Raw genomic sequence first — 23,708 nt, 5'->3', positions numbered from 1 at the left:
GATCTCGCGGCAGCGCCGCTACCGTCCCAGTGGCGCCCCGGCTGGCAACGGGTATTTCCTTCACACGGAGTCCGTGGAATCACCGATTGCTAAGACCAATGAAAGCCCCGATAAATCAAGAGTGGTCACCATGACCAGTCTCCAGGACACGGGAGGGCACGAACCTGTGGATAACCCTTCCGAGCCGCGAGAATTCAAGAGTGGTCACCATGACCAGTCCCACGCGGGAGTGGTCACCATGACCACTGGTAGTGGTCACCATGACCAGTCCCACGCGCGGTACTCTTCCGCGCGCCCGTCTCTAACCGTCAATGAACCGTCATCGTCGTCGTCTGGATCCAGCGACCGTGACCAGGACGTGTCACCGGATGGAACCGGTGAGACGACGAAGACGGCGAGGGCTTCACACGATGAGACCGGCGGTGGACGGAGCCAGGTCCGGTTCGGGATGCATCGGCCTGGCAACGCGACGGGGACGGTCAACCTGGACCGAGTCGCGGCCACCGTGACCGGATGGGGAGTCACCCCGGACCGGGACCGGCTGATCTGGCTCGTCGAGGCCATCTGCGACCGGTCAGCCCGGGCAGTCCATTCCCCAGGCTCGTTCGTCCGCACCGCGTTACGTAGTCAATCAGGACGTGAATGGGCGCAGGCCATGGCCGAGGAATTCGTTGTCGACGACCGCCTGGAAGAGCCAGACCAAGGCCCGGTCACGGGTGGTCACGAGCGAGGCCAGAAGACGAAGTGTCCGCTGCCGGACCACGCTGCGTCCGGGTATCTGCGGGTCAACTGCCCAGAATGCCGGATCCACCATGCGTGGCCGAGCGTTCTCGATTGGGAGATCTATGAGCAGATGAGCGCGGAGATCCGTGCCCTCGTCGATGCGGAACCAGCGGTCACGGTTACCGTGCGTCCGGACATGACCGCTGACAGTGGCCGGACACACGGTGCCCGGACACCGGTCACGACTGACCGGCCACGGCCGAGTGCTGTCCGGTCATCTGACCGGACAGCAGGCGCCGATGAGGTTGAGGTGACCGATGACGACCGGGGCTGCGGTCGCGGTCACCGTCGGTTCGGATGACCGGGGAAGGGATAGTGATGCAGTCATGGAAGAGCTGACCGATTCGAATGCGTCCTTCACGGGCGCAGAGTTGCTGGCTGCGGTCAAGACGGTGAGCCAGCATACGATCAAGCCCCGGCTGGGCAGAGTTGGCCTGTCGAGGTGGGTACCGGATGCTGAAGGTTCTGTGTTGGAATCCGCCTGGGCGAGGAGATCGACGTTTGATCCGTCGAAGGGTCTGCTCGAGGCCTGGGTGACCGGCATCGCTCGTCACCGAGTGTCGGACATCATCGCGAAGGAGAACGGGCCGGCCAATGGAGACGTGGTGATGGTCGCGGGGGCGTCGGGGTGGGAAACTCCCGAGCAGGTTCTCGAGGCCGCCGCGACCAATCAGAGCGCAGGGTCTGGTCCGGACATTGCCGAACAGGTGGCCGAGCATTTGGAACTGATGTCGGTGTTGCGGCCGGTGCTGGCGGCTGCGGCCTCGGTGATGGAAACACAGTCATTCATCGTGGGGGTGCTCACCCACATGCGCTTCGATGACGATATCGCGATGGCGGCAAAGGCATTCGGGCTCAGTCCGGGTCGAGTTCGAGATTGCCGGAGAGCCTTTGACCTGCATTGCCAAGTGATCCGCACCGGTATGGAGCTGCGAGACCAGGCGCGTGGGCGCGGAGTCCGGGCCAGGGACCTGTTGGCATGTCTTCCCCCGAATGGGTCAGCGGGAGCTTCGGCCCGAGACACGGCGAAGGCTCTGCTGGCGTATCCAGGGGCAATCAAGGATGTTCCCGTCGACCACGTCATGGCGGTGACGGGGTTTGAACGGAACACGGCCAGACAGTACATGGCTACCGCACGATCGCTGCTGCAAGTCGCGGCAGGAGTGCTCACCAGCGAAACAACGAAAGGACGATGAGTGAGATGACAGACGAGAGAGATCCAGAGATCGGGCTGTCGATGGACACGGGTGAGAAGGAAGCCGAGCTCGAAGCTCGGATCGCTGACCGGGTGGCTGAACAGTTGGACCGACAGCAGTCCTATCGGGGCCTATTCGGCGGCTACCGGTTTATGCGCGATCGTGGCCGACGCGCAGTTCGGGCACGGTGGGAGCACTACACGCGGTTCGTGGCTCCACCGGATGATGACGATACGCAGCACCCGGGTGTGCCCGAGGTATTCCAAGGACGCCGAGGGCGGGTGCTGATGGGCATGGCGGCTGTGCTGGTGTTGGCTGGTTGGTGCGTGCTCGCATGGGCACTCTGGCCATGATCGGGAAACGGTGGACGGTGACCATTGAGGATGGTCCCCACAGCAGGCAGGGGGCACAATCGCGGCGGGAGGTGGCCTTGGTCGAGACAACATGGGTGGCACGCCACCGGTTGACGATGTTCTGGGCAGTGACGGCGGTGGGTCTGCTCATTGCCTTTGCCGCGATCACCTCGGTACCAGCCCCGATGCAGTGGGCGTTGTGGACGCTGGGTGCCACTTTAGTGGGACTCGAAGTTGGCGAGATTTGGCGTGACCACTTCGGGACTCGGCGAGTATGGACGGTGCCCGAAGAATACTGGGCGTGGCCGATGTCTGTCCTCGTGACTCTGGCCCCGGTCGGGGCAGAAGTCACCCGTCTCGAAAAGGCCCACGCCGACGCAGCCACCTCCTCGGCCGGGCCAGCCCCATCCAAGGCTGGTGCATTGAAGGACCAGCTTGAGCAGGCTCGGATGGCGCTCGGTGTCGCTGAACTGGAACTGCGGGCCAACCTCGGTGAGCATCCAGGGTCCGGGGCGGCGGGGCCTGGCACGGCGCTGACATTGCGGCAATTGGTCGAAAGGAACGATCGTGGCCATCGTGATCACCGGTGATGAACGGACAGCCCTCATCGCCTTCGTACGAGAAGGACTGACCGACTTCGAAGCGCAGATGAAGGACCCACGGCTGATACGAGAATTCGGCGCGCAGCTCAACGAGCGGCACAGAGATTTTGTCACCGTATTAGAGACCATCGAAACCAATACGGTTGTTCATCGGGATCTGTTCGATCGGGACCAAACGAGAGATCTGCAATTCCTGGTGCAGGCAGGCTGTGACCAGCCGGACGACGTGCGCACGCGAGGTATGAGAACTGTGAGTGAGTCAGCCATCGAGCAGGTCGGCGCGCGGCTGGTGAAGCTGACAGAGGGTTTGGACATGGAACGGCGGAGGACAGACTTCCCAGTTGACTCCACCACGGCACCGACGGGTCCGGCACCGAGCGGGGGAGAGCCCACCGTGTCCTGAACAGTGCGAGGTGACAAACACCGCACACGATTGGGCGGTAATGGTGGCGTACTTGGTCACCCCTCATCGGAGACGCGCTCATGTTTGTATCCCTCGGAAACATCACCCCACCGGTGACTGACCTGAACACAATCGCTGGGTGGCTGTTGGGCACCGTGGTTGTGCTCGTCGTCGCTGGAATCTTCGTCGGGCTCTGGGCCTGGATTACGGGCAAGTCGTTCAACGTGTCGGACTGGGCGATGAAAGGCAAGGTCACGTTGGGCCTGTGCGTCATCGCCGCAATGCTTCTCGGATCGTTGGTTCCGGGCATCACCTGGGCATCCAAAAACGAATGGACGCTAGCTCTATTGCCTGATGGTGCGGGTAAACGCGACATCCGGGTCGATACCGAAGCGCCAGCGTCGAAATGCCAGAAGAGAGTCGGCATCACAGCCGACGACCATCGAAAAGCCACGGACCCGGGAGATGCCTTCGCGGATCCGCCGCTGTTTATGCCGACCGATGAAGAGGCACATGAGATGTATTCGGTGATCAAGAGCATTGGCGCTCGGGACTGGGACGCCGATGAGGTCAAGACCAAGACTCTGACCTGGGGAGCCCGTACTGGTGACGTTCCGTCTGCCGATGACTGGAAGAAGGACTGGTACGACTACAAGGCCGAGCACGAACCGAAGTACTCGGCAATCTCCTGGCAACCAGACGGGCTGAAGGGCCCGTGCGACAACACGAACCATTATGCGGCTCCCGGAGCCAAGATCGAAGTCGTGTTCTACGAGACCTATACGAAAGCCTCCGGCGACAAGGGTAAACCGAACTACACGAAGGCTGAGTACGGATACCGCTGGTTCTCCATCCCTGTCCCATCCGATTCCTAACCACCTCTATTGGCCACTTCGTTGCCTCAGATCGGGTGCAACGACTATTTGAAAGGACACCCTTGTTATGAATACTCCCCTCACAACTCGCACCGTCGCGGCGAAAGGCATCGACCCCGGCGTCGACATCGACATGGGAGCACCATGGATGACCGCGTTGCGTGACCTCGTCGGCTACGTCGGCGGCACCGTCCTGGTCATCGCGGTCCTGGGAATCTTCGTCGGTTTGATCATCTGGATCGTGGGCAAGTTCGGCAGCATGTCAAAGGCCCAGGACGGTGGAGCCATGACCATGCTCGTGGCCGTGGCCGCTGCAGTGATCGCTGGCTCGGCGACGGCGGCTGTGGCGTGGTTCGGCGGATTCGACCTCTTCTGATCCGACCGACCCCAGAGAAAGGTTGCGAACGCGATGGCAGATAACTGGTGGGAAGACTTCGGGAACCTCCCGGAGACCTTCGCCGAGTGGGGCGAATCCATTCAGGCCGTTTTCGAAGGATCCATTGAAGCGTTCGCGGTCAGCAGCTGGGAATTTCTCAAAGGATCGTTCGAAGTCGGCGCGTTCACCAATGGCGGGGGAGGGCAGGACTGGTGGGTCTCCGTGATGGGAGGCACGATCAGCGTCTACCAGGACGGTGTACAGCAGTACACGGTGACGTATCCGGGCATGCTTAACGTCATGGTCGTGGCGATGATCCCGATCCTGATCATCTTTGTGGCCTTCCAGATCGGACTGTCGCTGTTTCGTGCTTCGACGGCAGGCATGCTGCGAGCCTTCGCCACCTCGGTCCTGGCGATCCCGTTGACGTATGTGTGTGCGGGTCTGATCTTCCTGGGCCTACGTGGAACCGACCAATTGGCGATGTGGATCCTCGAGATCGGTGAAGACGGAACGACCGGGGACGATGTGGGCATCGGCGCGATCTTGAGGCTGTTCGGCCTGTGGGTGAACCCGGATAAGAACGATGGTGCCGGTGGGATCGCAGTCGACGCCAACAGCGAGATCTGGGCCATGGGCCAGAGTGGACAGCCAGGAATGATCGTCGGTCCCTTCATCGTCGCGATCATCATGCTCTTGGCATGCCTGGTGTTGATGCTGATGATGCTCTTCCGCACGGTCGTGACACTGCTCATGGCTATGTTCACTCCCGTAGCCGTGTTCTCCCTGGGCACGGACGCAGCGAAGGGGATCGCTGCGAAGTGGGGCGGCATGGTCGTGGCTCTCCTAATGGCTAAACCGGTCGCTGCGGCGGTGATCAAAATGGGGGTGACGATGATGTCGATGTCGTCCGATTTTGTACAGATGGCAGCCGGGATCTGCCTGGTCATCATTTCAGCAGCGATGCCGATCCTGATGCTGAGCATCATCTCGTTCATGACTCCAGACTCGTCGCACTCTCTGGAGAGCTCGGCCGGTCGCATGATCGGCGGCGGCGTCGGGGGCGGTACACGTCGGGCAATGCGCGGCGGGCAGAAGATCGGCGGAGCCACTTGGAGAGGTGGAAAGAGAATGTTCGGTGGCGGAGTCAAGAAGCTCACCGGCGCGAAACGAGGACGGTAAACCATGAGTCAGCAAACAGTGCAGACCAGCGAATGGGACGGGGCACGGTTCGGAAGGGAACAGGGCACCGGTGTGGCCTTCGGCCTCGGTATGGGACAGATCATCTTCATCGGGGCCGGACTGGCCGTGGCGTTGATCGTTGTGTTCGTGTTCAACTCAGCCTTCCCTGTCAATCTCTTGCCTGCAGGTGGGGTGCTCGCAGTGACTCTGGCGATCGGGGTGCCCCGGATCCAGGGAAAGTCACTACTGGAATGGGCGAGTGTAGTCCGGTTCATGGTTCGTCGGCGCAGGAGAGGCCAGAACGAGTTCGTCCCCCCGACCAGCGGCGTGGCGGTGGAACACACTGATACGGGATGGGTCACTACCCCGCATCTGGATGTCGTCGACGGACCGGTGAAGCGGTCTGATGACACTGCTCGGGATAAGAAGGGCCGGATCACGGTGCCGAAGGCCACGCGACTGGTGTTGCCGGGTGAGTTCGCCGAGTTGCTGATGTACCAACTGCCCGGTGGAGCTGCGTTCATCTATGATCCGGTGGCGAAGCAGGCCATCATCATCGCCGAGATCGACACTCATAAGGCCTTCGAGCTCGAGGAATTCGAAGGTCAGGAAGACCGGTTGCGGGTGTGGGCGGAGATCGAAGCGACTCTCAGCGGCATCGAGGGAGTGGCCTGGGTGCAGATGTCGGACCAGACAACCATGGTGTCGGGTCAGGCAGTGTTGGACTACTACGAATCGCGGGTGAACGAATCCGACTACCGGGTTGACCCCGTCACTGGCGAACACCTGCGCAACGCCGGTCAGGAGCTCAACCCGTGGCTGCACCAGGGACTGGTTGAGATGCTTGCCTCTGTCGAAGGGCGGCCGGTACATACTCGGTGGTTGAGTGTTGTACTCAATCGGGATCAACTGACAAAGCGCATCCAGGGGGCTGGGCGTGGGATCCGGGGGTTCATGGAAGTCGCGTTGTCGGTGATGAACACGGTGGCGGAGGCGCTACCGGAGTCTGGGACTGAAGTCGCACGGTGGCATACCCCGACCTCGGCGGCAGCGCTGATCCGGACGGCGTTCGATCCTGCGTCGTCGGTGGAGGTCACTGCCAGAGGCGAGGCGGGAGTCGCAGTGGGTGCGGCCGGGCCCATGTACACGAAAACGAACCTCGGGACGTTCGAGTCCGATGGGGCAGTCCACCAGACGCTGAAGATCTCAGAGTTCCCGAGGCAGCAGGCCAAGCTGGGCTTCCTGGCCGACATTGTCTTCGCCGGTGACTTCCGGCACACGGTGAGTATGTATATGAAGCCGAGAAATGTGCGGAAGGCATTGAAGAAGAACGAACGCGACCGGTCGACATGGCTGACCAATGACACGGTGCGGGAGAAGGTCGGGAAGATGAACACGTTGAAGAATGACCGGCAGCGTGAGGATCTCGAGCAGGAGGAAATGGAGATGACGTCGGGTCATGCGGCGTTGTCGATGGCCGTGTATGTGACGGTATCGGCAATGAGCGAGCCCGAACTCGAAGCACAGCTGTCGCAGCTGCGGAACCGGGTAGCACGGGCGAATTGTGAATTGCGGCCCTTGTTTGGCCAGCAGGACTCGGCGTTCGTTGCGGCAGCGACTCCGCTGGGAAGGTTGAAATTGTGATGCGGAAGAACCAGTCGGGTGTGTTCGGAGTCATCGGCGGGGACCGGAAGGCGCGGCGAGCTCAGAAGCGTGAGCTGCGGAATCTGGCGCGGAAAGCGGAAATACTCAGACGCGAGGCGAGGCCGAAAGCCGACGCTGAGGCGGGGTTCCCGCGACGGGCATACCCGTCCGGGGGTGAGCGCCGTGACCGTGCTGGTGTCGGGACGGTGATGATGCGTGAACCGGGGGTTAATGTTGCCGGGCATACGGCGGCGACGGCATATCCATTCATCTCTGGTCCCGATCTGGGAGCGTTCGGCCCTCCTGTGGGTACGAATCTCGATGGAGGGGGAACGTTCTGTGTGGACCCGTGGGAGTTGTACCGGGCGAATCTCATCTCTGGTATGTCGATGCTGCTGTTCGGGACGGTTGGCACGGGTAAATCGACGCTGGCGAAATGCTGGTGCACACGGCTGGTGCAGTTCGGGAAGAAACTGGCTGTGGCCTCGGATCTCAAGGGTGAGTGGACGGAGGTCGTCCAGCAGCTTGGGGGCGTGGTTATCCAAATCGGCACGGGCCTGCCGACGCGACTGAATCCGCTCGAGGAGGGGGTGCGACCGTCGGTGGATTCGATGGGCAACCAGCTCACCGATGAGGGGTGGAGCCAAATGGTGCGCACTCGACGAATGTCGATCATGGAGACTGTCATCAAGATCCTCACAGGGCAAGAAGAGCTGACCTCGGATGAGCACACGGCCCTCGATGACGCCATCGACCGCGCCACGACCCGCGCCGAGAGTGAGAAGCGGACACCGACGGTTGTCGATATCAGTTGGGCGCTGACCGAGGGGCGCGATGACACGATCACCGATGAGGAGTTGGCGCGGGCATCGCGAAGTCTGGCGAAGACGATCCGGCGTCTGCACTCTGGTGATTTGGGCGGAATGTTCGACGGAGAGTCAACGGTGACATTTGATCCGTCTCTGCCGGCTGTCTCAATTGATACATCCTCGATGCGGTCATCGACTCAGAAAGCACGGCGAGTGGCCAGCGCCTGCTGTGGCACGTGGATCGAAGCGATGGTGACCAACCCTGACGCTGGGCAGAGGGTTGTTGTCTACGAGGAAGGATGGGACTCGGTGACGAACCGAGCTGACTTGCAGCGGATGGTCGAGAATTGGAAACTCGCCCGCGACTACGGCATCTTCAACATCCTCATTATGCACAAGGTCACGGATTTGAACATGGCCGGTGATTCGGGGTCACAGATGGCGGCCATGGCCCAGTCGTTGCTGGCCGATGCGGATATCAAAGTCATCTATCGACAGGACCCTGCAGCGTTGCGGGCGACGACATCGCAGCTGGAACTCAATGACAAGGAACGCGCCCAGCTTCCGCTCTTGCAGAAAGGGACCGGGCTGTGGCGGATCGGTCAGAAGACCTTCCGAATTCGCAATACCCGCACTACTCCGGAGGCGGAATTGTTCGACACTGACCAGAAACTGCGGACGACGAAGTCGGTCGACGAGGTCAGCATGATCGAAGACGAACATGGGCAGCTGATCACAGATTGGGCAGCATGATGGGACTCTTCCAGGAGCGAGAGAACACCGCACACCCGACCGGACGCGGTGATGTCATCCTCTACTGTGTGGTTGGGCTCTTTGTCGTACTCGGGATACTGACGGGCACGGCGATGCTGGTCAACCGGGTGGTGTGTGGGGCTTGGGCACGACCGAATGGGATCTTCGATGTGTTCTCGTTCATCGGTTCTGGTGACCCGGCAGTGTTCGGGACGACTCCGAACGGGTGCGCGGCATCGTCGACGGCCGTGCTCATCGCCTGGGCGGTTGTGGCGGCTGTAATCATCACCGGGACCATTATGGGTGTCATCGCCTATAGGAATTATCTGCAGTCGGATCGGTACTTCGTGAAGGCGATCCAACGACGCAACGGGATCGCCAAACGCCAGGAAGTCAAGACCATCATGGGGGCTAAGCAGGCTCGGCAGATGACGGCGAAGATTCGGCCCACCCTGCCGAAGAAACAGCTGAGCCCGCAGCTGGGCAATATTCGCCTCGGGAATGCCGAAGGCGTCGAATGCTGGGCAAGCATGGAAGATTCCCTGGTGCTCATCGGCCCTCCCCGGTCGGGTAAAGGTGTCAACGTTTTGGCTAATGCGATCATTGACGCGCCAGGGCCAGTCATCACCACCTCATCGAGGGCAGATAACTACGCGATGACGGCGGGTCTGCGTGCCAAGCGGGGGCCAGTGACTCTGTTCGATCCGCAAGGGTTGACGGGTAAACCCACAACGTTGAAATGGTCGCCGATCACAGGGTGTGACTCGCCACAGACGGCGAATCAGCGGGCCACGTCTCTGATCTCGTCGGCGGGATTGTCCGAGGATTCGTCGAACGCGGAATGGCGGTCACCAGCGGTGACGATCATGCAGGCACTGTTGCACGCATGTGCACTCGTAGGCGAAAGCGTTGACACTCTCATGCTGTGGGGCACGTCTCCGGCGAAGGCCAGGGACGCGGTGAAAGTGCTGCGGGAGCAGGAGAGAGCCGGGCGGGCGGCGCGTGGATGGGCGTCGGCGTTGGAGGCGGTGATCGATTCGGACCCGAAGATGCGTCAGAACAAGTGGTTCGGCGTCGAGAATGCGGTCTCTGGGCTGTCGGTTGATTCGGTGCGGGACGTGATGAATCCACGCACGCGTGGTGAGGCGTTCGATATTGATGAGTTCATTGCCCAGTCCGGCACGCTCTACATCATCGGTACCCGCACCGGTGGGTCGAGTGCGGGCCCGTTCCTGGTGGCGATGATGGATGCTATTACCGAACGGGCTCGTGAGATTGCCGCCAAGCGGGAAGGGAACCGACTCGATCCGCCGATGGCTCTGATTCTCGACGAGATCGCGAACATCACCCGAGCCTGGGATGGACTCGTGCCGCTCATGGCCGACGGTGGTGGTATCGGTATTAGTGTGCTGGCGGTGTTCCAGTCCATGGCGCAGGTGCGTAATTCGTGGGGTGAACAGGCAGCCTCGGCCCTGTTCGATGCGGCAACGATCAAGATCCTCCTCGGCGGGGCATCGAACACGGATGACTTGCAGGTGTTCTCAACCTTGGCGGGACGGCGGAAAGTGATGCGCTCGTCAACGTCTCGGCAGAAGGATGGCACGAGTGTGTCTGATCAGGTGCAGGAGATGAATGTGCTTGAGGTCGACGAGCTGCGGCGGTTGCCGTTTGGGTACACGATCATTCTGATGCGCAATAAGCGGCCGATCTTCATGCGTCTGTCGCCGTACTACAAGTCAGTCAACGCGGGACCGATCGCGGAGATGAAGAAGCTTTATGCACAATCACTGCTCGATGACGATGCTGATGAGCGGTGGGAAGCCACACTGTATAGACAGACCGCGGACACACCAGCACCCGCGGAACCTGGGGCGGTCCCGGACACGGTGGCCGGTCTCGACCCGGCGGGTACGGCTGACCTGGCAGTCACTGCTGACCCGGTGGGTCACGGCGATGACTCCGAGGTGGAGGGCCCGTCACGGTCGACCGTGACGTGGTATTGAACGATGTCTCGGTGGAGCCTGACTCGGACTGGTTCATTGTCGTATCAGTCCGGGTACCTGCGGTCGCAGGCGTGGCATTGGCGTCGCCGTCGGTGGTTTCGCGACCGGCGGGCCGAGGGTGTGGAACCGGCCTGCCAAGTGTGTGGGCTGCGGCTGGAGGACACGAAGAGTTTGGATCTGCATCACGTGTCCTACGACGGGGTAATTGAGAACCCGGACGGGACGTGGAGGGCGGCGGAGTTGGATGGGGACTTGATGCCGTTGTGTCGGTCTCATCACCGGGCAGTGCACCGGCGGATGGACCGGCGACGGGAATTCTATGGGTGGGATCGCCGCCGCGCCACGATTGTGATCGTGGCGTCGTTAATCAGACAGCAAGGAGTGGGAGACAAGTGAGCGAGTCGAAGGAGGCCGTGATGGTTGACGATGTGCCACCGGTGATGGTGTGCCAGGTGTGTGGACGATTCGCTGAGGTCGAATGGCATGGGATGCGTCACGACATCGACGACCGCCATGAATGCGCGCAGAGTCGGGACGGTGGTACAGGGTATTGGTTGTGTGCGGATCTGTGCCATCGGACGGCTCACGAGCTCATGGTCGACGATGGGGCACCCGGGCGGGCAGCGCGGGTGATTTCGGTGATGGTCAAACGCTTAGCCGATGCCGTGGCTGCGAAGAATCGCCGCTATCAGAAGAGAGGAGACAGTGGCCATGAGTGACAACGGGAGCCTCGGGGCCGGGAATGAGTCGTTGGAAGAGATTCTGGCTCGGGTCACGGCCGAGGAACAGAATGACGGCGGCAGCGGAGGCGATGATGATCTGGACGCGGCGATTGCGCGTCTGACTGATCCGAAACAGATGGCGGCCTCACAGCCGGCGACACCTTCGTATCTGGATGCGGGCCTGGATGCGGCACTGGCCGGTCCGAGCGCACCAGCATGGTTAGGAATGCGGTGGCGGGAAATTCCGGCCGAGATGCAGCAGGAGGCGTGGGTCGATCTGCGGCGGTGGACGGACTGGTTCATCAACGACTTCCGGATCCCGGCCACCGTGATCCCGGCGTGTTGGTTCCGCCACACAGAGTTGATCACCGAGCTTCACGCGGCGATGAATATGGAATGGAAAGCCTGGGCCGAAGGCGACCCGACTGTGAACCCGATGTGGATGTGGATTCCCCAGGCACGGGCGATGATCGAACGGTGCCGAGCGATCTCGACCGAGCTTGGGTGTGGCGAAAACCCGCATACAGAAGAAGAGCGCATTGAGCGTGAGTATGACTCCGCCCTGTGGGATGCCACCATCTTCACTCGACGTGAGACCCGAACGGTGCCACGCCCATCAGGCGAGGACGGGGTGGTGCTCGTGCGAGCTCGCGTCGTCGACGGTGATGGTGTTATTGCCGCAACCTCGAACGTCGGTGGTGCGGGGTGCCCTCGAGAGTCACATGTCGGAACGGGTGCGACGCTGACGGGGGATGGAGTATCAGGCGGTGATGATACGCGACTGCGCGTGACGGTCCACCAGGTGCCAGCGGAGGCGATGATCGTGTGGGAGACGGCCTCGAGCGAGGATGGACCGTGGCAGACCATGGACACGATGGACGAGGAAGCCAGTGAAGGTGACGAACCGGGGCCGTGATCGAGCCGACGAGTGTTTGTCACAGTGCCGAAGCCGGTCTTTGAACGAACTCACATCACGACGGTCGCGGTCCGCGCGACCACAGATTGGATGAGGAGTTGTCATGGCAGGCGAGAAGAAGACCATCAGCGGAAACACGACCGGCGATCCGGAGGTGAGAACGCTCAATGATGGGCGACAGATCGTGGCATTCACCGTCGCCGAGAACAAGAGGTTTCTCGACCCCGACACCCAAGAGTGGAAGGACGCCAAGGCGACGTTTTATGACGTGGCGATCGAACGGGAACACTTGGCCAAACATGTTCTGGCCTCGGTGGAGAAGGGGCAGCGCGTGAAGGTCGAAGGGAAGGTGACGGCGAAGCCGTACACCGATCGGTACGGTTCAGCCCAGGTCGGACACAGCGTGTGGGCCACCGACGTAGCCGCGAGCTTGCAGTATGAGCCTGCGCGCCGTGGCATGACGGCACCCGGCCGTGAGCACGTGCTCGACAACGGCCCGGAACCAGCGGGACCCGGCCGGACACAGTGGGGTCAGAATCCTACCCAGCAGGACGTCGGCAATCAGGCCCCCACGTGGGGCAACGACCCGGCACAGATGCAGCAGTACTCTGTTCCACCACCACCGCCGCAGGCGCCCGAGACCGGGCTCCAGCGCTGATTGAGGGGGAGTGGACTATGGTGACAACGGATCGTGGGTCGGACCGGGAGCGTGTCGGCCAGGGCTGGAATGTGGAGGCGGATGCGCTGGTGCAGACCGGCCGACGGCGTGTCGTTGTCGCACTCGGAACGGCGCGGGCGGAACTGACCGCGTCTCCGGCGAATCACCGTGAGGAGATTCAAGCCGGGCTGGTCCGCCAATTGAAGGCCGAGGCCACAACGTTCACACACTCCGCGACGAAGTATGCTGCCACAGCGGCCACGAACCGAGGCGATGCAGCCACAGAATTCGAGGCGCGGAGAGACCAGTGTCGTGCGTTTGCATCAGCACTGGACGAAATTGGTGAGTCGCGCCCCTGGTTGGCAGCCCTAGCGACCACGACTGCTGAGCGGGTGCACACCGATCGGCTCGATGAGCTGCAGGCCACGCTACAGTGGAGACTGGCCCAGCGGGCGAGTATTGAAGCGACGGTGTCGTGTATGCCACCGGCAACGCATTCGTGGTCTGCTGCCGGTGGACAAGGAATTGGCCGTCTCAACGGCCTTGAGGCTGATGTCACCGCCTGGCGTGACGCCAACCAACGGCTCCCAAGCCTCGCTGAATCGAACCCGATGGTGTCCGAATCATCGTCGGCGAGATGACTGGTCCCTGGAGGCATCCACTCAGCCTCCGCCGCCACCCATGACCGGACCGGAGCGGAACTGAGCAGGCAGATGTACAGAAGCGTGGCAGCGTTGGCAAGCATAGTCACCGTGTCCAGTGTTCTCGGCGGATGCACACTGGTATCCACGGAAGGAACCGCTCGAACCGTGGAGGTCGAGTGGGTCATCGACGGCGACACGTTTGTGACGACTGAGGATGAGCGAATTCGTGTCCTGGGAATCGATACACCAGAAATCGGTCGAGACGGGGCTCAGGATGAACCATGTGCCCGCGAAGCCAAGGAGGCTACCTCCGGTTTCCTCGAGGGAGGGGAAGCAACAATCGTGACAGACTCTGCCGCCGGGGACACTGACCAGTACGGGCGCACCCTGGCCTATGTTGGGACTGACGGTCGCGACCTCGGCCGCAAACTGCTCGAGGACGGCCTGGCCGACGTGTACCCGGCCGAGCCGGGAATCAACCGATTCAGTAAGTATGCGATGGCAGCGGCCCAGGCACCAGCCCCGGCATGTGAATAGACGGTTCCCTCCAGCGGCCCGAGACCAGTGGTCTTGGGCCGCACATGTTTGTCAGCACGCACCGTGACACCGGTGCTTCGTACTCGACGTAACGAGAACAGTCGGGATGAGGAGACAGACATGGATGACGAGCAGCCGAGACAGACGGCGTGGATCGCCGACGTCCACGAGTGCGTCGAGCCGCCACCCTCGACCGAGGGCCAGGAGGTGGAATGATCATGCCGACGATGCACGAGCTCTATGACCGTTTCACGACACTACCGCCAGCGGTGGCGTTGACGATGGGAGTCTCGATCTATGACGACTCCCACGCGACAGAACGACTGCAACGCGCCCGCCTATTCGCGGCAATTGAGCAGGACTTGCAGGCCAGGGAAGACCCTGTCAGCTCGGGCGTGTTCGGCACGAACGCGATCATCGAAGCGCAAGGACACCTGGACGCGGTTGTCGTGGACAACCTGGTTGAGGACATGAGCGTCCACCTGACCGGGACGACCGCCGACATCAAGGACGAGGCCGTGGTGTTCGCTACGGAGGAAACACTGGCCCGCGCGAGAATGCGATCGACTGACTTCGATGAGATTCCGGCGCAGGCACGGTCATGGTGGGCTGACACCGGGGCGGCCGAATTTCGAGCTGCGGCGACGGCGTTCGACGAACGAGCTCGACGCGAGCTCGAGATCGCGAACATCGGCGTCGTCGCGATGGAATATCACATTGTTCAAGAACAGAAGACGGCACGAGCATGCTTGTCCGACTCCCGACGGTGGCGTGACGCCGATGAGCAATGGCGGTCGTCCCTGGGCGGCCCTGTTCGCCAACTGACGACGATGGCCCGCGATTCGTACTGGCGTGCAGCTGACCTGTTCGACAGAGACGCGACCGCCAATGGTCATGAGGTCAGCCAAGAACGGGCGCGAATCTGTGAGCGACGCGCATCCGAGCTGGGCGCGTATGCGAAAGCGATCAATGTGGCAGTCGAGCTGCGCGCACCGAGCCTGGAAAGCACGGTGGCGGGACTTAGAGCGGCGATGCCGTATCAGACTGAGTCGATCATCACTGAAACACAAGCGGGCCGATGGACACGGGCGGCGAGCCTGGAGACGTTGAGCGACTTGCGACCGGGCCCTGGAACGGGCACGGAGACATCTCCCGAGGCACCGAACGTAACAGCGGCCCGAGACTACATGCGCTCTCTGGGCGGGTTGACCGCACTCAACCAAGAACGAGCACCCCAGGTCGCGATCGCCTTTGAACAGCATCGCCACGCAGCTCGTGACGGCCACCGGAACCAGGGCCTCGAAGCCGGGGCCGCATTGCGGATGGAAGCATACAAGCAGATGAGTCCCGAACAGCGTGAGATCTCCCGTGCCTGGTCAGCTCAGGCGGCACCGGCAGACTGTCAGGCACGGGAGACGACAGGCGTTCCCCCGATGCCGGGCCTCGGCGGACGTGCTGGCAGCGAGGCGGAAGGAATTAGGCTGCAACAGCGGGCGGTCGGCATCACCCCAGCGGGAGACTTTCCCGATCCCACCGGAATCAGTGTCGCTGGAACGTCACTGCCGAGTACCAACAGTGCAGGAGTACAGCGATGAGTGAGGACCTGTCGAAGGCCAATCAGCTGGTCGCGGCCATGGCCACCCGAAACCGTGTCGCCGTGATGATGGCCAATGACGTCCGGGACCGGCGACTCGGTGATGCTGAGTACATTGAACGGCTGTCACGGCTGATGAAAGAGCAGGCGGAATCGGCGGACCTGGCTGCCGCGACGGTCCGAGACGCCTCTGTAGATGCCGCCCGGTCATTGGAGAACTATCGAGACGTGCTCACGGCAGCTGCGGACCCGGTCACTGGTGGTCAGGAGTGGGCAGTCGCTGACCGGTCACTGACCACGGAACTGTCCAAAACCGAGAACGCGAAGTTGCTTCGTGATGACCGGATCCAGATGACCATTAGGGCGAGCAAAGAGTCCGCAATGCACACATGGTCCCCCGGAGCGTCAATGTCAGAAGTCGAGGCAGCGTGCGAGCGGTTCTGGACCAACCATGAGCAGCAGGATCGTCAACGATCACTGCGACTGGGATCATGGACGGCCGGCTATGACCGGTCACGACCGGTCACCGAGGCCATCCGCGCAATTGCATCCGAGGACACGCTCAATCGGATCGCAAAGACGAAGTTCGAACAAAGCCAGGCCCTGTCGACCGACCCAGACTCTCCAGCGGGCCGCGAAGCCGCTCGCCTGATGACCGTTGACCGGTCGACCGGCGTGACCCGGACACAGGAATGGGATCGCTCCCTTGGACGTGACCGGTCACTGGCCAAGGTCGGACCGGACATGACCGGGCCCGGTCCGGACGTGACCGGCGGCAGTCGGTCACCGGAGACCCCGGGCCTGGACTGAGCAGGCGACGAGCCCCTGCAGCACCCATCCTCCACACCCTTGATTAAATAGAATGGGTGTTCTATTATTTCGGGAAGTAGATAATGCCAAAAAAGGTTCATGACGACACTGAGTCCCTGTTCGACCTCATCTTCGACGATGAGGGGGAGGCCCAGCCGACGCTGAGCGTCAGGCAAGAGCTCGTGTCAAGTTCAATGACTAGGAATGGAGGGTCCGATGACCTCGAACCCCGAGCAGCTGCGGTGGGTGCCGAAGGGCACCCGGATTCGGGAGTACGTGGAGAAGTTCGCGCCGAGCCGGGCGAGTCTGATCACGGATCCGGAACATTACGTGAGACTGCACGAGGAACTGAGCGAGAGGCAGGACCAAATCTTTCTGTCGCTGGAGCCGGACCGGCCACCGACAGTCGAGGAGACGCAGGATCCCCTGACGCTGCTGGGTCGGTCGCGGAGGAACCATCGCCAGGCGCAGGAGATGGCGTGGCAGGAGATCGTTCTCGATCGGTATCCGGCCGAGGTCGACGAGGACGGTCAACCACTGGAGACCTGAACCTCGACCACGTCCTGGACTCGGACCGAGTCGAGGTCGTCTCGGTCACCGAAGCGGATTTGCCCCCGGCCACCGGCACGGGTCCGGACAGGTCACCGGAGACGACTGGTCCCGTGTTCCGGATCGACCCGACGGTTAATTACGTCCCCTCCGGTCCCAAGGCCCGGTTCGCTGCCAATATTGCGGCGATCGAACGTGTCCGGTCACTGGAGTCCAGCGGCCGGACAGCAACCGCCGAAGACCAGGCCGTGTTGTCCGGTTGGTCATCTTGGGGAGCCGTGGCCGATGTTTTCGACACCAGTAAGGACAACTGGGCGGCCGAGCGAGAGCAGCTGCGCAGTCTGCTCAGTGATGAGGAATGGGAGGCCGCGAAAGCCACGACGATCAATGCCCATTACACGTCACCGGCGATCGTCGAGGCGATGTGGGGTGCCGTCACCGGGTTGGGGGTCAGCCAGGCACGCGTACTCGAGCCCGGATGCGGATCCGGCAACTTCATCGGCACTGCACCCGAGGGCATGTCCATGGTCGGAGTCGAGCTCGATCCGCTCTCGGCCTCTATTGCCACTCACCTGTACCCGAATGCTGAAGTCAAGGCGGAATCATTCGGCAAAACGACAGTACGTCCTGGCCACTACGATGCCGCGATCGCCAATGTTCCCTTCGGTTCCTTCCCCGTCTTCGACCCGACGTGGAATCCCGGTGAACGGTTCTCCATTCATAACCACTTTCTACGCAAAGCTGTGGGCGGACTCCACGACGGTGGCGTGGCAGTAATGATGTCGAGCGCGTACACGATGGACGCACAGAATCCGGCGTTCAGGGCCGAGATCAGCCGAGAAGCTGACTTCCTCGGCGCAGTCCGCCTGCCCAACGGCACTCATCGACGCACTGCCGGCACCGAAGTTGTGACCGATGTGCTCGTGTTCCGGAAGCGGATGGATGGTGAAGAACCCACCCCGGAGACTCTGCGGTGGGTCAAATCGGTCCCGACCGAGATCGCAGGCGAGACGGCGCAACCGTTAATGAATCGGTACTTTCACGATCATCCAGAGAACGTCCTCGGGAATGTACGCGTGTCCTCTTTCCGAGATGGTCAGATCGATGTGATCGCGGACGATCTAGATGCTGTAGCAGGCCAGTTGGACAGGCGGTTGCAGGCTGTGGTTGAACACGCTCGCGAGCGAGGGCGCGAGTATGTGCCCGTGACGGCCGAGATGCGTGCCGAACGTGAACAGGCTCAGGCGTTGTCACCTCAAGCCGGATTGTGGCCGGGTTCGATCGTGGAAGTCGATGGCGAGTTCTTCCTCACCAAGGAGGACTCACCAGAGCAGCTGACGGTGCCGAAGAACGCCACGGAGGAACTGCGGTCGCTGATGGACCTGCGGGACCGAGCTGGAGCGCTCATCGAGGGACAGGTGACCAATCCGGTCGATACGGACGAACTCATCGAGCTGCGCGCGGCCACTCACACTGCCTGGCAGGCGCATGTGGACCGTTTCGGGCCAGTCAACCGGCACACTCTGGGGTGGAAAACCGAGACGGTCACGGATGACGATACCGGCGAAAAGATGAAGGTGCGCGTCCAAACGAGGAAGTACCCGAAATCGATCCAGTTGATGAAGCGGGATCCGATGTGGTCGTTGACCTCGGCGTTGGAGGTGTACAACGAAGAAACCGGTCAATCGCATTCAGCGGCGATTCTGCACCAGCGCACAGTCGAACAGACACGACCACTGCTTGGGGCAGACACCGCTGAGGAAGCCTTAGCTCTGTGCCTGGATGCTCGGGGCCGGGCCGAGCTTGATCGGATCGCGGCCCTGCTGGGCACCGATGAGGCGACTGCACGGGAGCAGCTGGGAGACCTCGTCTTCGACGATCCGGCCACGGGGCAACTGGCGACTCGGGCCGAGTATCTGTCGGGCAACGTGCGCACCAAACTGGACCAGGCGACAGCAGCATCCGAGGAGGATGAGCGCTTCTTGGTCAACGTGGCCGCGCTCAAGGACGTCATTCCGGCAGATATTCCGCTGGAGGACATCGTGCCGACGATCGGTGCCGTGTGGATCGGGGAGAAGGACCACCAAGACTTCCTCCAGCTGATCGCCCGAGATCGAAATGCGCGTGTGGTCAAGGCAGGCGGGTTCTGGGAGGTCCAGCGCGGGGCGGGAGACGCACGGCAGAGCGTGGCCGCGACCTCGGAGTGGGGAACCGCACGGATGCCGGTCTACGACCTGTATCTGAAGCTCCTGGGCGGCAAAGAAATCCAAGTTCATGACACCGACGAGGACGGGAAGCGGACCCTCAATCCAGCTGAGTCGGAAGCGGCCCGGGCCAAGGCCGATGAGATCACCCAACGGTTCGAAGAATGGGTATGGGAGGACCCGGCCCGGACTGAACGGCTCCTGGCCGAATACAACCGGAGGTTCAACAGCCTTGTCACTCGTGACTATACGGCGGATGCGGCCCGGCTGACGTTTCCTGGCATGAAGAAGGACTTCACTCCCCACGACCACCAACGCGCCGCGGTGGCGCGGATGATCGCCGAACCAGCGGTGGGTATGTTCCATTCACCAGGGGCTGGGAAGACGAATGCGACGGTGATGGGGCTCATGGAGCTCAAGCGCCGTGGCCGGGTGCAGAAGCCGATGACGATCGTGCCGGGACACATGCTCGAGCAGTTCACGCGGGAATGGCAGGACCTGTACCCGAATGCGCGTCTACTCTCGGCCGGTAGTGACGATCTCAAGGCCAGCGGAGGAAGTGTTGACGGGCGTCGGGACTTCATCGCCAAGGCCACGACCGGGGACTGGGACGGGATCATCATGACCCACGCGGCCTTCGGGAAGCTGGGGATCAAAGAATCGACGGCCAAAGCCTACTTCTCGAAGGTCACTGCCGAGCTTGAGGCAGCTGAAATGCAGATGCGGGAAAAGGTCGGCAAGGACCGCAACCGTGGGGTCAAAGCCATCGAGAGTCGGAAAAAGACTCAGCAGGCCCGACTGGAGAAAGTCGTCGCGGCCGCCGATGACACGAATCTGACGTTCGAAGACACCGGCATCGACTATCTCGCCGTCGATGAAGCGCACCTATTCAAGAACCTACACGTGTCAACGTCGATCGCGGGCGCACAGATCGATGGATCGCTGAAAGCAGCGGATCTCGACATGAAGCTGGACTACCTACGTTCGACGTACGGGGCGCGCGTGGTGACCTTGGCGACGGGAACTCCGATCGCGAACTCGATCGCCGAGGCATATGTGGTCACGAAGTATCTGCGTCCAGACCTCCTCGATGAAGCCGGAGTCGGATCATTCGATGAATGGGGGGCGACCTTCGGTGAGACGATCACCCGGATCGAGCGGGATGCCGCCGGACGGCTGAAGCAGAAGTCACGGTTCGCGAAGTTCAAGAACATCCCGGAGATGCTGTCGTCGTGGCACCAGTTCGCCGACACAAAACGAACTGCGGATCTCGACCTGAATGTGCCCGACTTGGCCGTGAATGAGGCGGGGGAGCGGCGTCCAGAAATGGTGGTCATTCCTCGTACGGACTCCCATGCTCAGTACATGGAGTTCCTCGAGCAGCGGTTGGACGCTTTGTCTGGAACTCGGCCGGAGAAGGGAGCAGACAACCACCTGACTGTCTACGCCGATGGGCGGAAAGTCGCCCTCGATCCGCGGCTGGTGGGCATGGATACCGGCGGTGAGGTCAAACTCGACTACGTGACCCGGCGGATCGGACGAATCTGGCAGGAGAACCGGGACAACGAATACACGGTGCCCGGCACGGAACAGATCAGTGAGCACCGCGGAGCCTTGCAGCTGGTGTTCTGTGACCTGGCCACACCCAATGATGAGGAATGGAACGCCTATGACCAGATCAAATCGGCTCTGGTGACCCGGCACGGGATGGACCGGTCTCGGATCGCGTTCATTCACGATGCCAAGGACGATGAGCAGCGGGCCAAGTTGTTCAAGGCCGCACGTGAGGGCGGACTGGATGTGCTCATTGGGTCGAGCGAGAAGATGGGCACCGGGGCCAATATCCAGAACCGGGCAATCGCGATGCATCATGTGGATTGCCCCTGGCGGCCAGACATGCTCGAGCAACGTGACGGACGGATTCTGCGACAGGGCAACGAGAACCCTGAGATTCAGATCTACCGGTACGCCACGGAGAACACGTTCGATTCGACTTCCTGGGACATCATCACCCGCAAGGCCAGCGCGATCGCGCAGGTGATGCGGGGCCGATTGGATGTGCGCGAGCTCGACGATCCCGGTGACATGGCCTTGGACGCGCAACAGCTGATGGCGGCGTCATCGGGCAACCCGCTGCTGATGGAACGCACGGAGCTGGACGTGACTGTGCAGAAACTGGCCCGTCGGTCGCGTGGCCATGATCGGGCACAAGAGGGGCTGAGGTTCCGGAAAGCAGCCTCAGAACAGCGTCGAATGTATCTGGACAAGGCTCTGCCAACAGTCGAGGCGGCAGTTGCCCGCCGTGAGGACACACGAGGTGAGGCATTCAAAGCCACGATCGATGGACGTGTGTATGACGACCGCAAGAAGGCGTCGCGGGCCATCTTTGAGCTGATGTCCCAGTCGATGGGGTCGACTCGGATGACGGGACAGTCGGTCGGGGGAATCCGGATCGGTGGTCTTGATGCGGAGGCGACAGTCATCGTCGATGAGGCCAGCTATTCTCGTCAGATCAAAGTGAGTTTGCTGGACACGGGTGCAGGTGTTGATGCCTCGGAGGTGATCGTAGCCTTCCCGATGGATTGGAACACGAATGAGTCGAAGATCAAGGACGTGGCTCACCTGGTGGAGAACAAGGTGATCGGACTCGATCGTGTCCTGGGGAGGATGCGGACGAACAAGGCCGAACTCGACGATGAGGTGGAGTCGATCCACGGCCAGTTGGGCAGACCGTTCAAGCAAGCTGAAGAACTTCAGCAGGCTCGGCAACAGTTGGCAGAAATCGATCGAAAGATCGCAGAGGCCGAGGCAACTGAGAACGGTCGGACGGGCGAACCGGACAGGATCGACGCGACCGCGAACGCCCATAGTGGGGACGTCGAGACCAGTGTTATCACGGGCGCGGCTGAAAAGGGGACTGGGGTGACTGCTGGCGCGATGGTTGACGGTGCCGTCGAACCACCCCAGACAGAACAGGTGACCGACGCTGCTCAGACCGTTGACAGTGGGGGAGAGGACCGTCGTGCGGGGGTGAGTACAGACGATGCGGTGCAAAACCTCCAGGTGCGTGACCGTGAGCCCAAACCGGATGCGAGCGTCCGGGCCGACACGATCGCCCGGTTGGTCTCTGAGCGGTTGAGTGCAGCGGCGGAAACTTATCGGACGGAGGGTGAGCACCCGCTGCGGAGAGCGGCGGCGATGACAACGTTCTGGCGGCAAACAAACCGGTGTACGAAAGAACTAGCGTCAGCAGCACGAGGCTACGACGCCGCCAGTGACGAGGCACCGACTGAGGCGCACGCCAACTTGCTCCAGGCCAAGAAAAAGTTGGTGATATCCGCGATGAACTCGATCGGTCGAGCCCAGGAGTCGAAGGTTCCCGCACAGTTCATGACAGACGCATTTCTGTCCGAGCAGATGCCGCGCTTAGAAGATCGGATGCGTGATCAACACGAGTACCGAATCGCGGCCGCTGCCGGGGCCGATCATATGGTCGAATACATGAAAGCCCTGCGCATGCTGGAAACCACACGGGGATCAGACGGGCTAGAGAACGTGAGCCTGATCCTGGAGGGGTACGACGAGGAACTGACAACGTTTCGCAACTGGGAAGCCGAGGCCCAGGGCCGGCTGGGGAAACCTGTGCCAGGCGCAGCGCTAGCAGACCGGGCGCGAGCGATGTCAAACCCCGAGGAACAGAGACTGGTGACCGGGTGGGTAAGGACATCAGGTGTTCTTGCCAAACGGCTAACACCCGATGAGATGGCGACCGCACTCGGCCAGTCCGAGGATGCCGACCATGCGAACAGACTTTCGGAACTGATCGAACAGAAGCCTTATCACGTCGCCGGTGTCGTGGCTTCCGTGGCCGCGTGCCACGGGGTGCAACGGGCCCCTGGTCATGGACTCGCGGACGCTGATGCGTCGGTGGAGGCACGAGTGGCTGCTCAAAATCGGCACCTCGACCGGGCAAAAGCCGCACTGGAGGCCCAGTCACTGAGCGGTCCTTCTGCTCTGGCGGGGGCCAGTGTCATTGTCGGTACCCAGACGACAAAGTCTGTGGGGCTGGACTGACGGCTTGGGAGATGCAGACGA

20 protein-coding genes are annotated in these 23,708 nt (G+C 61.7%); 19 read left to right on the top strand and 1 reads right to left on the bottom strand.

What is annotated here, in order from left to right; all coding sequences use genetic code 11:
- The first annotated feature begins 358 nt into the window (after positions 1-358).
- From SB749_RS12670 to SB749_RS12585, 18 genes are all read left to right on the top strand, one after another.
- Positions 359-1,084: a hypothetical protein gene (locus SB749_RS12670; RefSeq protein ID WP_410710987.1), complete on the top strand. Its 726-nt coding sequence runs from the start codon at positions 359-361 to the stop codon at positions 1,082-1,084.
- Between the two features lie 25 nt (positions 1,085-1,109).
- The gene (locus SB749_RS12665) at positions 1,110-1,979 is read left to right on the top strand and encodes a hypothetical protein (RefSeq protein WP_410710619.1); all 870 of its coding nucleotides are present in this window, start codon (positions 1,110-1,112) and stop codon (positions 1,977-1,979) included.
- Positions 1,980-1,984: 5 nt separating this feature from the next.
- A complete protein-coding gene (locus tag SB749_RS12660) occupies positions 1,985-2,332 on the top strand; it encodes a hypothetical protein (protein ID WP_410710618.1) in 348 nt (115 codons plus the stop codon).
- Positions 2,333-2,409: 77 nt separating this feature from the next.
- Complete coding sequence (locus SB749_RS12655) at positions 2,410-2,922, top strand: hypothetical protein (protein WP_410710617.1); 513 nt, start codon at positions 2,410-2,412, stop codon at positions 2,920-2,922.
- Entirely contained in the window at positions 2,900-3,337 is a 438-nt protein-coding gene (locus SB749_RS12650; RefSeq protein ID WP_410710616.1) for a hypothetical protein, read from the top strand. The genes SB749_RS12655 and SB749_RS12650 overlap by 23 nt, the downstream gene beginning before the upstream one ends.
- Before the next feature lie 80 nt (positions 3,338-3,417).
- Positions 3,418-4,212, top strand: coding sequence for a hypothetical protein (locus tag SB749_RS12645; protein WP_410710615.1), 795 nt, complete (start codon positions 3,418-3,420; stop codon positions 4,210-4,212).
- A gap of 67 nt (positions 4,213-4,279) precedes the next feature.
- Positions 4,280-4,588: a DUF6112 family protein gene (locus SB749_RS12640; RefSeq protein WP_410710614.1), complete on the top strand. Its 309-nt coding sequence runs from the start codon at positions 4,280-4,282 to the stop codon at positions 4,586-4,588.
- Between the two features lie 33 nt (positions 4,589-4,621).
- On the top strand, positions 4,622-5,770 hold the full coding sequence (locus SB749_RS12635; protein ID WP_410710613.1) for a hypothetical protein: 1,149 nt from the start codon (positions 4,622-4,624) through the stop codon (positions 5,768-5,770).
- A gap of 3 nt (positions 5,771-5,773) precedes the next feature.
- Positions 5,774-7,414 (top strand): SCO6880 family protein, encoded by a 1,641-nt coding sequence (locus SB749_RS12630; RefSeq protein WP_410710612.1) that lies wholly within the window; start codon positions 5,774-5,776, stop codon positions 7,412-7,414.
- Positions 7,415-7,623: 209 nt separating this feature from the next.
- Positions 7,624-8,976, top strand: coding sequence for a conjugal transfer protein TraC (locus SB749_RS12625; protein WP_410710611.1), 1,353 nt, complete (start codon positions 7,624-7,626; stop codon positions 8,974-8,976).
- 113 nt (positions 8,977-9,089) lie between these two features.
- A complete protein-coding gene (locus SB749_RS12620; protein WP_410710610.1) occupies positions 9,090-10,979 on the top strand; it encodes a type IV secretory system conjugative DNA transfer family protein in 1,890 nt (629 codons plus the stop codon).
- A 392-nt stretch (positions 10,980-11,371) separates the two neighbouring features.
- On the top strand, positions 11,372-11,698 hold the full coding sequence (locus SB749_RS12615) for a hypothetical protein (protein ID WP_410710609.1): 327 nt from the start codon (positions 11,372-11,374) through the stop codon (positions 11,696-11,698).
- Between the two features lie 31 nt (positions 11,699-11,729).
- A complete protein-coding gene (locus SB749_RS12610; RefSeq protein WP_410710608.1) occupies positions 11,730-12,617 on the top strand; it encodes a hypothetical protein in 888 nt (295 codons plus the stop codon).
- 103 nt (positions 12,618-12,720) lie between these two features.
- Complete coding sequence (ssb, locus tag SB749_RS12605; RefSeq protein ID WP_410710607.1) at positions 12,721-13,275, top strand: single-stranded DNA-binding protein; 555 nt, start codon at positions 12,721-12,723, stop codon at positions 13,273-13,275.
- 713 nt (positions 13,276-13,988) lie between these two features.
- A complete protein-coding gene (locus SB749_RS12600; RefSeq protein WP_410710606.1) occupies positions 13,989-14,456 on the top strand; it encodes a thermonuclease family protein in 468 nt (155 codons plus the stop codon).
- A 212-nt stretch (positions 14,457-14,668) separates the two neighbouring features.
- A complete protein-coding gene (locus SB749_RS12595; RefSeq protein ID WP_410710605.1) occupies positions 14,669-16,051 on the top strand; it encodes a hypothetical protein in 1,383 nt (460 codons plus the stop codon).
- Positions 16,048-16,860: a hypothetical protein gene (locus SB749_RS12590; protein ID WP_410710604.1), complete on the top strand. Its 813-nt coding sequence runs from the start codon at positions 16,048-16,050 to the stop codon at positions 16,858-16,860. Before SB749_RS12595 ends, SB749_RS12590 begins: the two co-directional genes overlap by 4 nt.
- Before the next feature lie 216 nt (positions 16,861-17,076).
- A complete protein-coding gene (locus SB749_RS12585) occupies positions 17,077-17,409 on the top strand; it encodes a hypothetical protein (RefSeq protein WP_410710603.1) in 333 nt (110 codons plus the stop codon).
- A 394-nt stretch (positions 17,410-17,803) separates the two neighbouring features.
- On the opposite strand, the gene SB749_RS12580 is transcribed toward SB749_RS12585, so the two are convergent.
- Positions 17,804-17,935: a hypothetical protein gene (locus SB749_RS12580; protein ID WP_410710602.1), complete on the bottom strand. Its 132-nt coding sequence runs from the start codon at positions 17,933-17,935 to the stop codon at positions 17,804-17,806.
- 382 nt (positions 17,936-18,317) lie between these two features.
- Here SB749_RS12580 and SB749_RS12575 point away from each other — a divergent pair, with 382 nt between their 5' ends.
- Entirely contained in the window at positions 18,318-23,687 is a 5,370-nt protein-coding gene (locus SB749_RS12575) for a helicase-related protein (RefSeq protein WP_410710601.1), read from the top strand.
- The last annotated feature ends 21 nt before the right edge of the window (positions 23,688-23,708 follow it).

The organism is Brevibacterium sp. SIMBA_078, assembly GCF_046534565.1.
GTDB lineage: Bacteria > Actinomycetota > Actinomycetes > Actinomycetales > Brevibacteriaceae > Brevibacterium.
This window is presented reverse-complemented; position numbering and strand designations above follow the sequence as displayed.

Coding starts and splice junctions, on each gene's coding strand:
- SB749_RS12665 (WP_410710619.1), top strand. CDS start 1,110: ATGGAAGAGCTGACCGATTCGAATGCGTCCTTCACGGGCGCAGAGTTG.
- SB749_RS12660 (WP_410710618.1), top strand. CDS start 1,985: ATGACAGACGAGAGAGATCCAGAGATCGGGCTGTCGATGGACACGGGT.
- SB749_RS12645 (WP_410710615.1), top strand. CDS start 3,418: ATGTTTGTATCCCTCGGAAACATCACCCCACCGGTGACTGACCTGAAC.
- SB749_RS12640 (WP_410710614.1), top strand. CDS start 4,280: ATGAATACTCCCCTCACAACTCGCACCGTCGCGGCGAAAGGCATCGAC.
- SB749_RS12635 (WP_410710613.1), top strand. CDS start 4,622: ATGGCAGATAACTGGTGGGAAGACTTCGGGAACCTCCCGGAGACCTTC.
- SB749_RS12630 (WP_410710612.1), top strand. CDS start 5,774: ATGAGTCAGCAAACAGTGCAGACCAGCGAATGGGACGGGGCACGGTTC.
- SB749_RS12625 (WP_410710611.1), top strand. CDS start 7,624: ATGATGCGTGAACCGGGGGTTAATGTTGCCGGGCATACGGCGGCGACG.
- SB749_RS12620 (WP_410710610.1), top strand. CDS start 9,090: ATGCTGGTCAACCGGGTGGTGTGTGGGGCTTGGGCACGACCGAATGGG.
- ssb (WP_410710607.1), top strand. CDS start 12,721: ATGGCAGGCGAGAAGAAGACCATCAGCGGAAACACGACCGGCGATCCG.
- SB749_RS12600 (WP_410710606.1), top strand. CDS start 13,989: ATGTACAGAAGCGTGGCAGCGTTGGCAAGCATAGTCACCGTGTCCAGT.
- SB749_RS12595 (WP_410710605.1), top strand. CDS start 14,669: ATGATCATGCCGACGATGCACGAGCTCTATGACCGTTTCACGACACTA.
- SB749_RS12590 (WP_410710604.1), top strand. CDS start 16,048: ATGAGTGAGGACCTGTCGAAGGCCAATCAGCTGGTCGCGGCCATGGCC.
- SB749_RS12585 (WP_410710603.1), top strand. CDS start 17,077: ATGACCTCGAACCCCGAGCAGCTGCGGTGGGTGCCGAAGGGCACCCGG.
- SB749_RS12580 (WP_410710602.1), bottom strand. CDS start 17,935: ATGGACATGCCCTCGGGTGCAGTGCCGATGAAGTTGCCGGATCCGCAT.